Genomic DNA, 13590 nt, shown 5'->3' with positions numbered 1-13590 from the left:
GCCCGCGGCGCGGGCGCAGCCCCGGGCCGACGGAGCACACCGGCCCCGGGGCGCCGCACGAGCACGACCGCCCGGGGCACGGCCGTGGTGGGCAATCCGACATGCGCCCGGTACAGTCCACTTCCATGACCGCACGGCTTGCCGATATCGCAACTCAGGCGGGGGTCAGCGAAGCGACGGTCAGCCGTGTACTGAACGGCAAGCCCGGTGTTGCAGCGGCCACCCGCGAATCCGTCCTCGCCGCGCTCGACGTCCTCGGCTACGAACGACCCGTACGTCTGCGCAGGCGCAGCGCGGGGCTCGTCGGCCTGATCACGCCCGAGCTGGAGAACCCCATCTTCCCGGCGCTGGCCCAGGTCATCGGCCAGGCGCTGACCCGGCAGGGCTACACCCCGGTGCTGGCGACCCAGACCCCCGGCGGCTCCACCGAGGACGAGCTGACCGAGATGCTGGTCGACCGCGGCGTGGCGGGCATCATCTTCGTCTCCGGACTGCACGCCGACACCTCGGCCGACATGCAGCGCTACGAGCAACTGCGCGCGCAGGGCGTTCCGTTCGTCCTGGTCAACGGCTTCTCGCCGAAGGTCCAGGCCCCGTTCATCTCCCCGGACGACCGGGCCGCGATGCGGCTCGCGGTGACGCACCTGGTGTCGCTGGGCCATCAGCGGATCGGTCTGGCGGTCGGCCCCAAGCGCTTCGTGCCCGTGCTGCGCAAGATCGAGGGCTTCCGCTCCACCGTGCACGAGCAGTTGGGGATCGGGGCGGACGAGGTCGAGGAGCTGATCCAGCACTCGCTGTTCACGCTGGAGGGCGGCCAGGCCGCGGCGTCGGCGCTGATGGAGCGGGGCTGCACGGCGGTGGTGTGCGCGAGCGACATGATGGCACTCGGCGCGATCCGGGCCGCCCGCCGGCTGTCGCTGGAGGTGCCGCGCGATCTGTCGGTGGTCGGTTACGACGACTCGCCGCTCATAGCGTTCACCGATCCGCCGCTGACCACGATCCGTCAGCCGGTGACGGCGATGGGTCAGGCCGCCGTGCGCACCCTCCTCGAAGAGATCGGCGGCACACCCGCCCCGCACAGCGAGTTCGTCTTCATGCCCGAGCTCGTCGTCCGGGGTTCGACGGCGGCGGGTCCCGGGGCCGCCCCGGGCCCGTCCACCGGACCCGTTCCAGGGTCCCACGCCCGCTCCTGAACCGCAGCTCCGCCGCCCCTCACCGGGGAGGCGGGGCCGCGCCCTCCCCTCCCCCCGCCCGTTCGCGGACTCCGTGGCCCCGGTGCGCCGGGCCCGCGGTCCGGCATGCCCCGTCGGCCCCGTCCGCCCGGGTCCGGACCGGCGGATGCGACGTGCGGCCCGGACCCGGCCGGAGGTTCGTCGGGCGAGGAGACGTTTTCTGGCAGACTCTGTGCCTATGGGTGAATTGAGCGTGACGTCAAAGGAAGGCCGACCGGAGGCCACCCCGTCACCCATCGCGGACGAGGCGGCCCCCGCGGCGAACGCGAGACATATCGCCGGACGGCGCAACAGCGGACCGGTGCGACTGCGGTCCCTGCGGTCCCCCAACCGGCCACGCATCTGGTTCGAAATCCTGCTGATCGCGGCCAGTTACTGGGTGTACTCGCTGGTGCGCAACGCCGTCCCGGAGCAGAAGGCCGAGGCCCTGCGCAACGCCGACTGGATCTGGGCGGCCGAGAAATACCTGGGCATCGCGGTGGAGCAGGCGATCAACCACGCGGCGAATTCCGTGACATGGCTGATCGTCTCGATGAACTACTACTACGCGACGCTGCACTTCGTCGTCACCGTCTGCGTGCTGGCGTGGCTGTTCCGCCGTCACCCCGGCCGTTACGCGGCGGCCCGGCTGACCCTGTTCGTGACCACGGGGGTGGCCCTGCTCGGCTACTACCTGTACCCGTTGGCGCCACCGCGCCTGATGAACGGCGGCCGGTTCGTCGACACCGTCCTCGTCCACCACACCTGGGGGTCGATGGCCTCGGGCAACTTCAAGAACATGTCGAACCAGTACGCGGCGATGCCGTCGATGCACATCGGCTGGTCGCTCTGGTGCGGCCTGACGATCTTCGCGCTGGCCTCCGCACCCTGGGGCCGCGTCCTGGGCCTGCTCTACCCGGCGGCCACCCTGGTCGTGATCGTGGCGACCGCCAACCACTTCTGGCTGGACGCGCTGGGTGGCATGACGTGCCTGGCCATGGGCTACCTGATCTCGTACACCTGGTACGGATCACTGCCGCACCACCTCCCGAAACGGGTGCAGCCACCGGGCGCGGAGGCACGGCTGGCCTGCCTGTCCGCGACCGCACCGGCCGGGACGCGACGCCCGACGGCGGACGCGGCGGCACCCGGTTCGAGCCGGTCGGGCGTCTGAGACACCGGGCCGGGAACGCCGGGATGCGAGGTCGGCACGGCGGCAGGGCCCCCGGCCGCGCGGCGTGAGGGGCGGGGCCGTGACGGGCGCCCCCCTCACGCCCCGTAGAACCGCTCCTCCACCACCGCCCGTGCCCGTCGGGTGATCCGTCGGTAGTCGTCCAGCATGTCCCCGACGTGCCCCGGTTCGTACCCCAGGTACCGTCCCACCGCAGTGAGTTCGCGGGGCACCGTGGGGAACGTGTCGCCCGGCCGGCCCCGTACCAGCATCACCGCGTTGCGGACCCGCGTCGCCAGCACCCACGCCTCGTCCAGCGTCTGTGCGTCCTCGACGGAGATCAGTTCGGCCGCGCAGGCCGCGGCCAGGGCCTCGCGGGTGCGGGTCGTCCGCAGCCCCGGCTCCGCCCAGCCGTGCTGCATCTGCATCAGCTGTACCGTCCACTCGACGTCGCTCAGGCCACCGCGCCCCAGCTTGGTATGGAGTGCCGGATCGGCGCCGCGCGGCAGCCGTTCGGACTCCATGCGGGCCTTCAGGCGACGGATCTCGCGGACCGCGTCCTCCCCCAGCCCCTCCATCGGATAGCGCAGCGGATCGATCAGCTCGACGAACTCGCGCCCGAGTGCGGCATCGCCCGCGACGGGTTCGGCGCGCAGCAGGGCCTGGCTCTCCCAGATCAGCGACCAGCGCCGGTAGTACGCCTCGTAGGACCGCAGCGTACGCACCATCGGCCCGTTCTTGCCCTCCGGCCGCAGGTCCGCGTCGATGAGCAACGGCGGGTCTGCGGTGGGCAGTTGGAGCAGTCGGCGCATCTCGGAGACCACCGCGTTCGCGGCGCGGGCCGCCTCCTGCTCGTCGACCCCCTCGCGCGGTGAGTGGACGAACAGGACGTCGGCGTCGGAGCCGTAGCCGAGTTCGTGGCCGCCGAAGCGGCCCATGCCGATGACCGCGAACCGGGTGGGCAGGGTGTCCCCCCACTGCGCGCGCACGGCGGCGCGCAGGGCGCCCGCGATCGTGACGGCGTTCAGGTCGGTGACCGCGCTGCCGACCCGGTCGACGAGGGCTCCGGGGTCCTCCTCGGCGGGTCTCTCCTCCGTGCCGTACGAACCGATCAGGTCCCCGGCCGTGGTCCGGAACAGCTCGCGCCGCCGCACCCCGCGCACCACCGCGACCGCGCTCTCGGCGTCGTCCGCGCGCCCCACCGCGGCCAGCACCTCCTGCTCCAGGTGCTCCCGGGTGCGCGGCTTCAGTCCCTGCGGGTCGCCGAGCAGCGCCACCGCCTCCGGGGCCCGCAGCAGCAGGTCCGGGGCGAGCCGGCCGGCCGACAGCACCCGGGCGAGGTTCTCCGCCGCCGCGCCCTCGTCCCGCAGCAGCCGCAGGTACCAGGGGGTCTTGCCGAGGGCGTCGGACACCTTGCGGAAGCCGAGCAGCCCGGCGTCCGGGTCGGCGGAGTCCGCGAACCAGCCGAGCAGCACCGGCAGCAGGGTGCGCTGGATGGCGGCCTTGCGGGACACCCCGGACGACAGCGCCTCCAGGTGCCGCAGCGCGGCGGCCGGATCGGCGTAACCGAGGGCTTCGAGCCGGTGCCCGGCCGCCTTCGCGCTGAGCCGGGTCTCGCCGGGGGCCAGTTGGGCGACGGCGTCGAGCAGCGGCCGGTAGAACAGCTTCTCGTGCAGCCGCCGCACCACGGAGGCGTGCCGCTTCCACGCCTGGTTGAGCTCGGTGATCGGGTCGGTGCGCATCCCGAGGGAGCGGCCGAGCCGCCGCAGGTCCGGGGCGTCCTCGGGGACCAGGTGGGTGCGGCGCAGCCGGTAGAGCTGGATGCGGTGTTCCATGGCGCGCAGGAAGCGGTAGGCGTCGTCGAGCTGCGCGGCGTCCACCCGGCCCACGTAGCCGCCCGCGGCGAGCGCGCGCAGGGCCTCCAGCGTGGTGCCGCTGCGCAGCGTGGTGTCGCTGCGGCCGTGCACCAACTGGAGTAGCTGTACGGCGAATTCGACGTCCCGCAGCCCGCCGGGGCCGAGCTTGATCTCGCGGTCGACGCGGTCGGCGGGGATGTTGGCGACGACGCGGCGGCGCATCTCCTGCACGTCGGGGACGAAGTTCTCGCGGTCCGCGGCCTGCCACACGAGCGGTGAGACGGCCTCGACGTACTCCGCGCCGAGCTCGGGGTCGCCGGCCACCGGGCGGGCCTTGAGCAGTGCCTGGAACTCCCAGGTCTTGGCCCAGCGCTGGTAGTACGCGAGGTGCGAGGAGAGCGTGCGGACGAGGGGGCCGTTGCGGCCCTCGGGGCGGAGGTTGGCGTCGACGGGCCAGATGGTGCCCTCGACGGTCGTGTCGGAGCAGATCCGCATCATGTGCGCGGCCAGCCGGGTGGCGGCCCGCACGGCCTCGCTCTCCTCGTGGCCGCCCACCGGTTCCGCGACGAAGATGACGTCCACGTCGGAGACGTAGTTCAGCTCGTGCCCGCCGCACTTGCCCATCGCGATGACGGCGAGCCGGCACTGGGCGGCGTCGGCGGGCGCCGCCGTCCGGGCGATGGCGAGGGCCGCCCGCAGGGTCGCGGTGGCCAGGTCGGCGAGTTCGGCGGCGGCCTCGGCGACGTGCGTCGTGCCGCAGACGTCGCGGGCCGCTATGGCGAGCAGGCACCGCCGGTAGGCGACGCGCAGCGAGTCCGGGTCGTCGGCCCCGGCGAGCTCCAGCTCGAACTCGGCCACGCCGGGGTGCAGGTCGGTGGCCTCGTAGGTGACGAGCGCCTGCCAGTCGCGGGGGTGGCGGGCGAGGTGGTCGCCGAGCGCCTCGGACGCGCCGAGCACCCCGAGCAGCCGGTCCCGCAGCGGCTTGGCGGTGACGAGCGTGTCCAGGAGGGCCCGCCGCTCGTCCGGCTCCTCGGCCTCCACCAGCCGGACCAGCCCCCGCAGGGCCAGATCGGGGTCGGCGGTCGCGCCGAGGGCTTCGAGCAGGACCGGGTCGGAGCGCACCGAGGACAGGTCCGGCAGGTCGAGGAGGCGCTCGGAGGCGGAGGGGTCGGTGAAGCCGTGCCGCAGCAGTCGGGTGAACGTGCTGCTCCTGCGCCCCGGCACCGTCGTCATTCCGTGCTCTCCTGCCCGCCGTCCACACCATCCAGCCCTTCCGAGCCTAGCCCGTGTCCTCGAACCGGTGCCCGCCGCGCGACGCCCGTCCCGGTGACTCCGGAGCGGGTGCGCGGTCCGCGCTTCACGGGCACGATCACTGTGTGGACCAGACCGGGAGGACCGCATGTCCGGATTCGAACCCTTCGCCGAGCTGGATGCCGACTACAGCGACGAGAGCGCGACGGCCTGCCCGTGGTCCGTGGCGAAGGAGCTGCTGACCGGGGCCGAGCTGTACTGGCTCTCCACGGTCCGCCCCGACGGCCGCCCGCACGTCACCCCGCTGATCGGGGTGTGGTCGGACAACGCGCTGTACTTCGCCACGGGCGCGGCGGAGCGCAAGGCCCTGAATCTGGCCGCCAACCCCGCCGTGGTGGTGACGACGGGTGTCAACACCCTGTCGGAGGGGGTCGACGTGGTGGTCGAGGGCCGGACGGAACGGGTGCGGGACGCGGACCGGCTGAGCGGGCTGGCCGGGGCGTGGGAAACGAAGTACGGGCCCCGGTGGCACTTCGACGTCCGGGACGACACGTTCGTGAAGGCGGGGCACGCGGCGCTGGTGTTCGAGGTGCGGCCCCACAAGGTCTTCGGCTTCGGCAGGGGCGACCGCTTCAGCCAGACCCGGTGGCGGTTCAGCTGACCCGCGCCGGGCCGTGCGGACGGGCGGCACCGGCCCGGCCGGCCGTCACCGCGACTGGTGGGCCGTGGGTCGTGGGTCCGGCACGGGAACGGCGGCGCTCCCGGGCCGGGCCCGGTGACCGGATCGGGTCCGTCAGTGCCCGGTGGGGGGCGGGAGAGCCGGGCGGGTGGCGACGACGACGGTCGCGTACAGCTCCTCGGAGGTGACCACGCGCGGGATCAGGCCGCTGCGGGCCACGGTCTCCTCGGCCCGTGCCGCCTGCCGCTCGCTCGTCTCGACCAGCAGGTGCCCGCCCGGGGCCAGCCAGCGCGGGGCCTCGGCGGCGACCCGGCGCAGGACGTCCAGACCGTCCGCGCCGCCGTCGAGTGCCACCCGTGGTTCGTGGATGCGGGCCTCGGGGGGCAGCAGTTCGACGTCCTGCGTCGGTACGTACGGCACGTTGGCCAGCAGGATCTCCACCCGGCCGCGCAGCGACTCGGGCAGCGGGTCGAAGAGGTCGCCCTCGTGGACGCGGCCCGCGTCGCCGATGTTGCGGCGGGCGCAGCGCACGGCGGCGGGTTCGACGTCGGAGGCGTGCAGTTCGACCCGGCCCAGCGTCGCGGCGAGCGCGGCGCCGAGGGCTCCCGAACCGCAGCAGAGGTCGACGACGACCGCCCCGGGTCCGGCGAGTCCGGCGGCCTGTTCCACCAGGAACTCGGTGCGGCGGCGGGGTACGAAGACGCCGGGGTCCACGGCGATCCGCAGACCGCCGAACCCGGCCCAGCCGAGGACGTGTTCCAGGGGCAGTCCGGCGGCCCGTCGTTCGACCATGGCCGCGAGGGCGGCGGGGTCGGGGGCCGTGGAGACGATCAACTCCGCCTCGTCCTCGGCGAATACGCAGCCGGCGGCGCGGAGTGCGGTGACGACGGCGGGAAAGGGGAGCGGTGAAGCAGGTACCGACATGCAGGCGGAGCCTTTCGGGGAAGCCGATGGGCGCTCCGCGGTCGACTACCTCGGGTCGATGCCGCGATCCTGCGGGAGGAGCACCCAGTTCGATCCAGCGGTAATGGGTCTCACCTCCTCGGTCGCGGCCCCCGTTGTGGGGATGCGCCACCCTACCCCATGCCCCGGCCGGGTCCCGCCGTGCACGGCGGTGCCCCGCACGGTCGCTTCGAGCGCCGGGCGGGGCACCGGGGGCATGCCGGTCGCGCGTGCGTCTACAGGTCCACGCTGTCGCGCAGCTTCGTCGGCGTCAGGAACAGGGCGGCGACCACGCCGACCACCGCGATGGCCGCCGAGATCAGGAAGGTGACTCCTCCACCCCGTGGGCGGGGTGGCTTCTCGCTATGCCGGTGCGGCTTCGCGACGGGCCAGCCCGGCCCGTAGGACGTTCAGGGCGCCCACGGTGTCGGCGTGCGCCTTGTGGCCGCAGGCGACGCAGTGGAACTTCTCCTGGGTGGGCCGGTTCTCCTTGGCGGTGTGCCCGCATGCAGGGCACCGCCGGGAGGTGTTGCGGGGGTCCACCGCCATCACTTGCCGTCCGGCTCCTTCCGCCTTGGCGGTCAGGATCGCGAGGAACACCCCCCATCCGGCATCGACGATCGAGCGGTTAAGTCCGGCCTTGGCGGCGGCCCCGTTGGGCAGGAAGACGCCCGGCCGATCCGGGTCCGGCTTCGGGGCCGGGGCCTTGCTCATGCTGCGGATCTTGAGGTCTTCGTGCGCGATGAGGTCGTGATCACGCACCAGACCGAGCGCGGTCTTGTGCGCGTGGTCGGTCCGCTGGCGCCGCACCTTGCGGTGCAGCTTCGCCACCTTCTCCACGGCCTTGCGGCGGCGCTTGCTGCCGCGCTTACACCAGGACAGGGCCTGCTGTGCGGCTTCGAGTTTCGCGGCGGCCTTCGCCCCGTGGCGGGGGTTCTCGACGAAATCGCCGTTGGAGTCGGTGAGGAAGCTGGCGATGCCCATGTCGATGCCCACCACGCTGCCGGTCGCCGCGAGCGGTTCGGGCCGGTCCTGCTCGGCGGTCAGGATGACGTACCAGCGCTTGCCTTCGCGCTTGACCGAGATCGTCTTGACCTTGCCGACCACGGGCCGGTGCTGGTGCACCCTGACGTGCCCGACGCCCTGCAGACGGACACGGGTGACGGGGTCGTGCGGAGTGGCATCCCACCGGCATCCGTCGCCGTCCTTCGGAAAGTCCACGGTGTCGAACCGCTTGCCCGACCGGAAGCGCGGATAGCCCGGCTTCTCCCCGGCCTTCACACGTCGGAAGAAAGCGGCGAACGCCTTGTCCAGTCGGCGCAGCGTGGCCTGCTGGCTGGAGAATGACCAGCGGCCCTGACGCTCCGGATCAAACGCTCGGATCTCCTTGAGCTGCGCAGACTGCTGCCCGTACCGGACGGTGGTCTTCGAGGCGTGCCGGTAGGCGTCGCGGCGTTCCTGTAACGCCCCGTTGTAGAGCGAGCAGTGATCGGCCAGCATCCCGGCGAGTGCACCCTGCTGGCCCACTGTGGGCCGCATGAGGAACTTGTACGCCCGGATCATCCGACCCACCCCCTTCCCTGTCAGCTCACGTGAATCTACTGCATTCGACACATGCCACCGCGTTCGGGGCAAAACTCCGATATTCCTACTAGTCGTCACGCCGTCTGCGTTCTGCACACGCACTTGGTGTTCGTCACCGGGTACCGGCGGACCGTCTTCGACGACGCCACGCTCAAATGGTGCGAAGAGATCACGCGGAAGGTTCGCGGCAAGTTCGAGGCGGGACCAAGAAAGCTCAACGGCGAAGTTGATCATGTACACCTGCTCGTGCGCCACCCGCAGAAAGGCGCCCTGCCGAACCTCGTCAACGGCCTCAAGGACGTCTCTTCCAGGCGGCCCCGCCAGGAGTTCACCGGCTGCGGGCCGCTGGTGAAGCATTCCGGGGCGATTCCCTCCGAAGAGGTAGGATGCTGTCCTCCTGTACGGGGAGGAGCGGCAGACCAGGGACCTCGCCCGGGCCGTGCGCGACCGGCCCGCCGAGGAGAGCGCCTGGACGGCGCTGCGGGCGGCCATGGCCCAGTTCGCCGAGCGGGTCTCGCCGCCGGAGCGCGCGTGGGCGGTACGGACCAGGCTGGCGATGCGACACCCCTCGCTGCTGGCCCGGCAGCTCGCCAACCACGCCGCCCTGGAACGGGATCTGGCCGAGGCGGTGGCGGGGCGCCGGGGCCCGTCGGGGCAGCCGGTCGAGCCGTTGGTGCTGGCCGCGGCGTTCCTGTCCTCGCTGCGGATCGCGATGCGGATGTGGATCGAGGAGGACCTGGCCCGGGAGCCCTCCGAACTGATCGACCAGATCCTCGACCAGATGTCCTGCCGGTTCGACTGAGCGGTACGGCGGGGGCGGCGAAGGCAGCGGGGGCGGGGACGACGGCGGGGCGGCACCGCCCGGTGCCGCCCCGCCGTCCGTTCCTCCGCGCGTCCCGTTCTCAGCGCGCCGTCGTGGCCGCCGCCACCGCCACCGGTGACGAGCCGCCCTTCACGGCCAGGCGGGGCGTCCCCGTCCCGTCCGCCGGTACGGTCCAGACGTCGCCGCCCCGGCCGGACTCGCCCGGCAGCCCGTAGGCGAGCGTGTCGTCGTCCAGCCAGGCCGCCTGGTCGTCGACGCTGCGCTCCTCCGCGAGCGGCGTCTCGCGCATGGTCCGCAGGTCCAGGACGTACAGCCGCCAGGGCGCGGCCGCGTCGTCGGAGACCTTCTTCTTGAACGCGAGCCGGGTGTTGTCGGGCGACAGGGAGGGGCACTCGACGTTCTGCCGCAGCGCCTTCGCCGACCAGTCCCGCATGTTCCCCTCGACGAGGTGGGTGCGCCCCTTGGTGGAGACGGTCGCGTAGAAGCGGTTGTCGTCGCGGGCGAAGGTCACCCCCCAGTAGTTGACGTCGGGGGCGTGGTAGCGGGCGCCGTCGATGGTGAGGGGGATGGTCTCGATGGACTTGATGAGATAGCCGGTGCGCAGGTCGAGGATGGCGGTGCGCGTCGAGAAGGACGTGGTGGCGTACGAGTCGCCGGTCGCGAACACCGTCCAGGACAGCATCCGCCCGGAGGCGGAGACCCGGGCCCGGGTGGGGATGCCCGGCACGGTGATCCGGCGCTTCTCGCGCAGGTTCCGGTCGAGGACGATCGCCTGCGTCCTCGGCAGCACCCCGGGCCTGGCACGCAGGCAGAGCGCGCCGTCGCCGGAGGCGTAGAACCGGTCGCAGGCGGGTCCGCCGGGGGTGCGGGCCGCGGTGGCGGGGGCCATCGGCCGGCGCGCGACCCGGCCGGTACCGGTGTCCCGGAAGTACAGCGCGGGCCCGTCGAGCACGAACGAGGCGTCCGCCTCGGCCCGTTCGCCCCGCGTCCGGTGTTCCGCGTGCATCACGTACCCGACGGAGCCGCCCGTGAGGAGCAGCACCGCGGCCACCACGACGGCGATACGGGCCCGGGGCCCCAGCGGGGCCGCGGGGCGCGGGAACCTGATTCTCATGCGGTCCGCCTCTCGGGATTCCGGTCCTCCGGTTCCGCGGGGGCCGGGGGTCCGTACGGGGTGTGCGGGATGCGGGGCAGCAGCGCCCGGCCGGCCGCGAGCGCGGCGAGCAGGACCGTCGTCGCCGTCCACAGCGCGGTCCCCTCCCCCCACAGCGTCCACGCGGCGCCGAAGCCCGCCGCGGCGAGCATCCGTGCCAGGGCCTGGCCGGTCTGGAGCAGCGCGAGTCCGCCCGCCCTGCCGTCGGCGGGCAGGACGGGCCCGGCGAGGGCCATCAGCACCCCGTCGGTGGTGGCGTAGAAGACGCCCAGCAGGACGAGGACGGGGGCCAGGAGCAGCAGGGCCGGTCCGCCGAAGGGGGCGAGGAGGGTGGCGTACACGCCGAGCAGCGCGAGGTGCCCGTACAGGAAGGGCAGCCGCCGTCCGATCCGGTCCGCGATCCGGCCCGCCGGGATCGCGAGCAGCAGGTAGCACGCCGCCGCGCCGAGCGGCAGCAGCGGGAACCAGCCGATGGGGAGGTCGAGGCGGTGCTGGAGCAGGAGGTAGACGAAGGAGTCGCCGATGGTCGCGGCGCCGAGCACGGCGGCGGCCGCGAGGATGCGCCGGAAGGCGGGGTCGCGGAGCGCCTCGAAGACCTTGCGGGTGCGGGGGGTCTTTCTCACCGGCGGCGCCGGGGGCCGGCCGGGCACGTACAGGACGAGGAGCAGCACCCCGAGCAGGCCGAAGCAGAAGCTGACGACGAACACCGCGTCGTAGGCGTCCGCGGTGACCCAGAGCAGAGCGAATGCGGCGAGCGGTCCGAGCAGCGCGCCCGTGGTGTCCATCGCCCGGTGCACGCCGAAGGACCGGCCGAGCGTGTCGGGCGGGCTGCTCAGGGTGATCAGCGCGTCGCGGGGCGCCGTGCGGATGCCCTTGCCGATCCGGTCGGTGGCGAGGGCCGCCGCGATGCCCGCGGTGACGCCGCCCGCGAGCAGCAGGCCGAGCCGGGAGAGGGCGGAGAGGGCGTAGCCGGTCCCGGCGACCTGCTTGTGTCCGCGGCCGCGGTCGGCGGCGTGCCCGCCGAGCAGTCGCACGACGGCCGCGACGCCGTTGAACAGGCCGTCCAGGAAGCCGAATTGGAGGGGGGAGAGACCGAGTCCGAGGACCAGGTAGAGCGGCAGCACCGCGGTGACCATCTCGGAGGAGATGTCGGTGACGAGGCTGACCGCGCCGAGTGCGAGGACGGTGCCGGGGACGCGTCGGCCCGCTCCGCCGGTGCGGGGCGGGGCCGGCGCGTCCCGGCGCCCTGTGGTCGCCAGGTACATCAGTGGCAGGAGTACTTCGGTCCGGCGTCCTTGACCTTGCCGTCGGTGCCGACGTAGCTCCAGGTGTAGTCGGTGTCGGTGAAGTCCAGCTTCAGGACGCCGTATTCACCGCTGATCCGCTTCTGGCTGTTGGGCTGGACCTCCTCGATGGGGTACGGCTCGGCGCCGCCCATCCCGCCGACGATCTCGGTGATGCCGTCCGCGGCGACCTTGCCGTCGGGGTTCTGCGGGGCGAAGCGCTCGTAGTGGTGGTCGTGTCCGTTGAGCACGAGGTCGGCCTTGGCGCCGTACAGGATCTTCCAGACCGGCCGGCTGACCGGGTCGTTGCCGTGTCCGCCCGAGGAGTACAGCGGGTGGTGCCAGACGGCGGCGATGCACGCCTTGGTGTTCTTGGCGAGGTCGGCCTTGAGCCAGTCGATCTGGGCGCTCTGGTCGAAGGAGTTGGAGTCGAGGGCGATGAAGTGCCAGTTGCCCTCGTCGAAGCTGTAGTAGCTCTTGCCCTGGGGGTACGCGATCGATCCGTAGTACGCCTTGTAGCCGGCCAGCGATCCGGCCGGGTCGTACGTCTCGTGGTTGCCGGGCACCGGGTGCGTCTTGTTCTTGAAGACGCCCCAGGTCTTGTCGTAGTAGGCGCGGTAGTCGGAGATCCGGGCGTCGTCGTACTGGTTGTCGCCCATCGTCAGATAGAACTTCGGGTCGAGCTTCTGGGCGAGCGCGGCGGTCTTGGGGTGGGCGCAGTCGCTGTCGGAGGCGGTGCACTGGGCGGCGATGTCACCGGCGGCGACCACGGTGAAGGAGCCGGTGGGCGGGGGTGTGTCGGCGAGCGTGCCGTACACCTCGACCTCGTACAGCGAGTAGCCGTAGGAGGTGGCGCGCGCGGTGCCGTACACGCGCAGGTAGCGGCCCTTGCCGGAGAGGGCGGACCAGTCGTCGGTGCCGCCGTTCCCGGCCGTCTCGTCGGCGATCCGGGTCCAGTTGGTGCCGTCGGCGGAGAGTTCGATCCGGTACGCCTTGGCGTAGGCGTCCTCCCAGTTCAGCCGCACCCGCGTGATGTCGGCGGTGGCGCCGAGGTCGACGCCCAGCCACTGCGGGTCCTTGCCCTCGACGCTCGCCCAGCGGGTGGCGGGGTCGCCGTCGAAGGCGTTCTGCGGGCCGAACTGGGAGTCCTCGTCGGAGGACGAGGTGGCGGTCTTGCCGCGCGAGATGAGCGGGTCCTCGGCGGCGCCGGCCCGGTCGGGGTGGGCGAACGTCAGACTGCCGGCGAGCAGCAGCACGGCGGCGACGACCATGCCGACCGTGCGGCGCTTCGCGGGTGGGGAGAGAGGAACTGAGCCGTTCAGGTGCATCCCTGGACTCCTGGCCTTGTGGGGGTGGCGAGAGCTGGGCAGCGGTGCGCGGTCCGCGTCCCGGCCCGCGTGCGGGCAGGGGGCGGGACCGTGGTGGCCGGGCCAGAGCTCTCACTGAGCGCGTCATGCCCACGGTGCGGGGCACCGCGCCAGGCCACCGCCCGGAATGCTAGCGAACAGTAAACTTTCCTACCAGTCTTTCAACTCCCTTTGCTCCGCATCGGATTCACCTTTCGCGCACTCGTTTGCATGCGCCGGTGCGGGGGCATGAAGAACGGCTTCGGGCCGACGGTCGTCCGTACCGTCGGC

General features: G+C 72.6%; 10 protein-coding genes and 1 pseudogene. 5 read left to right on the top strand and 6 right to left on the bottom strand.

Going from position 1 to position 13590, the window contains the following annotated elements:
• The first annotated feature begins 125 nt into the window (after window positions 1-125).
• On the top strand, window positions 126-1193 hold the full coding sequence (locus ACWCXX_RS02075; protein ID WP_451123292.1) for a LacI family DNA-binding transcriptional regulator: 1068 nt from the start codon (window positions 126-128) through the stop codon (window positions 1191-1193).
• Window positions 1194-1410: 217 nt separating this feature from the next.
• A complete protein-coding gene (locus ACWCXX_RS02070) occupies window positions 1411-2385 on the top strand; it encodes a phosphatase PAP2 family protein (RefSeq protein ID WP_451123290.1) in 975 nt (324 codons plus the stop codon).
• 95 nt (window positions 2386-2480) lie between these two features.
• Here the strand turns inward: ACWCXX_RS02070 and ACWCXX_RS02065 are convergent, their stop codons facing one another.
• The gene (locus ACWCXX_RS02065) at window positions 2481-5471 is read right to left on the bottom strand and encodes a bifunctional [glutamine synthetase] adenylyltransferase/[glutamine synthetase]-adenylyl-L-tyrosine phosphorylase (RefSeq protein ID WP_451123288.1); all 2991 of its coding nucleotides are present in this window, start codon (window positions 5469-5471) and stop codon (window positions 2481-2483) included.
• 166 nt (window positions 5472-5637) lie between these two features.
• On the opposite strand from ACWCXX_RS02065, the gene ACWCXX_RS02060 reads away from it, so the two are divergent.
• Window positions 5638-6150: a pyridoxamine 5'-phosphate oxidase family protein gene (locus tag ACWCXX_RS02060; protein WP_451123286.1), complete on the top strand. Its 513-nt coding sequence runs from the start codon at window positions 5638-5640 to the stop codon at window positions 6148-6150.
• Between the two features lie 132 nt (window positions 6151-6282).
• Here ACWCXX_RS02060 and ACWCXX_RS02055 read toward each other — a convergent pair whose 3' ends face one another.
• Together ACWCXX_RS02055 and ACWCXX_RS02050 are read right to left on the bottom strand one after the other, a co-directional pair.
• Complete coding sequence (locus ACWCXX_RS02055) at window positions 6283-7092, bottom strand: putative protein N(5)-glutamine methyltransferase (RefSeq protein WP_451123284.1); 810 nt, start codon at window positions 7090-7092, stop codon at window positions 6283-6285.
• Between the two features lie 381 nt (window positions 7093-7473).
• On the bottom strand, window positions 7474-8673 hold the full coding sequence (locus tag ACWCXX_RS02050) for an RNA-guided endonuclease InsQ/TnpB family protein (protein ID WP_451123282.1): 1200 nt from the start codon (window positions 8671-8673) through the stop codon (window positions 7474-7476).
• Window positions 8674-8724: 51 nt separating this feature from the next.
• On the opposite strand from ACWCXX_RS02050, the pseudogene tnpA reads away from it, so the two are divergent.
• Together tnpA and ACWCXX_RS02040 are read left to right on the top strand one after the other, a co-directional pair.
• Window positions 8725-9015 (top strand): annotated as a pseudogene (gene tnpA / locus ACWCXX_RS02045) (IS200/IS605 family transposase); the annotation flags it as partial.
• A 118-nt stretch (window positions 9016-9133) separates the two neighbouring features.
• A complete protein-coding gene (locus ACWCXX_RS02040; protein ID WP_451123280.1) occupies window positions 9134-9496 on the top strand; it encodes an acyl-CoA-like ligand-binding transcription factor in 363 nt (120 codons plus the stop codon).
• A gap of 100 nt (window positions 9497-9596) precedes the next feature.
• Here ACWCXX_RS02040 and ACWCXX_RS02035 read toward each other — a convergent pair whose 3' ends face one another.
• From ACWCXX_RS02035 to ACWCXX_RS02025, 3 genes are read right to left on the bottom strand one after another with little or no spacing between them, the layout of a single operon-like run.
• On the bottom strand, window positions 9597-10631 hold the full coding sequence (locus ACWCXX_RS02035) for a TolB family protein (RefSeq protein ID WP_451123279.1): 1035 nt from the start codon (window positions 10629-10631) through the stop codon (window positions 9597-9599).
• Window positions 10628-11935 carry an MFS transporter gene (locus tag ACWCXX_RS02030; protein WP_451123277.1) on the bottom strand — a complete coding sequence of 436 codons (1308 nt, stop codon included), beginning with the start codon at window positions 11933-11935 and terminating at the stop codon, window positions 10628-10630. The genes ACWCXX_RS02035 and ACWCXX_RS02030 overlap by 4 nt, the downstream gene beginning before the upstream one ends.
• On the bottom strand, window positions 11935-13281 hold the full coding sequence (locus tag ACWCXX_RS02025) for a discoidin domain-containing protein (protein WP_451123275.1): 1347 nt from the start codon (window positions 13279-13281) through the stop codon (window positions 11935-11937). Before ACWCXX_RS02025 ends, ACWCXX_RS02030 begins: the two co-directional genes overlap by 1 nt.
• Window positions 13282-13590: the final 309 nt, after the last annotated feature.

Source organism: Streptomyces sp. NPDC001732, assembly GCF_053596315.1.
Note: the sequence above shows the minus strand (reverse complement) of the source record. Positions and strands in the feature narration are given on the sequence as shown.

Excerpts from the sequence above, each read along its gene's own strand:
- ACWCXX_RS02065 (WP_451123288.1), bottom strand. The coding sequence starts at position 5,471 with ATGACGACGGTGCCGGGGCGCAGGAGCAGCACGTTCACCCGACTGCTG.
- ACWCXX_RS02050 (WP_451123282.1), bottom strand. The coding sequence starts at position 8,673 with ATGATCCGGGCGTACAAGTTCCTCATGCGGCCCACAGTGGGCCAGCAG.
- ACWCXX_RS02060 (WP_451123286.1), top strand. The coding sequence starts at position 5,638 with ATGTCCGGATTCGAACCCTTCGCCGAGCTGGATGCCGACTACAGCGAC.
- ACWCXX_RS02035 (WP_451123279.1), bottom strand. The coding sequence starts at position 10,631 with ATGAGAATCAGGTTCCCGCGCCCCGCGGCCCCGCTGGGGCCCCGGGCC.
- ACWCXX_RS02030 (WP_451123277.1), bottom strand. The coding sequence starts at position 11,935 with ATGTACCTGGCGACCACAGGGCGCCGGGACGCGCCGGCCCCGCCCCGC.
- ACWCXX_RS02070 (WP_451123290.1), top strand. The coding sequence starts at position 1,411 with ATGGGTGAATTGAGCGTGACGTCAAAGGAAGGCCGACCGGAGGCCACC.
- ACWCXX_RS02025 (WP_451123275.1), bottom strand. The coding sequence starts at position 13,281 with ATGCACCTGAACGGCTCAGTTCCTCTCTCCCCACCCGCGAAGCGCCGC.
- ACWCXX_RS02075 (WP_451123292.1), top strand. The coding sequence starts at position 126 with ATGACCGCACGGCTTGCCGATATCGCAACTCAGGCGGGGGTCAGCGAA.
- ACWCXX_RS02055 (WP_451123284.1), bottom strand. The coding sequence starts at position 7,092 with ATGTCGGTACCTGCTTCACCGCTCCCCTTTCCCGCCGTCGTCACCGCA.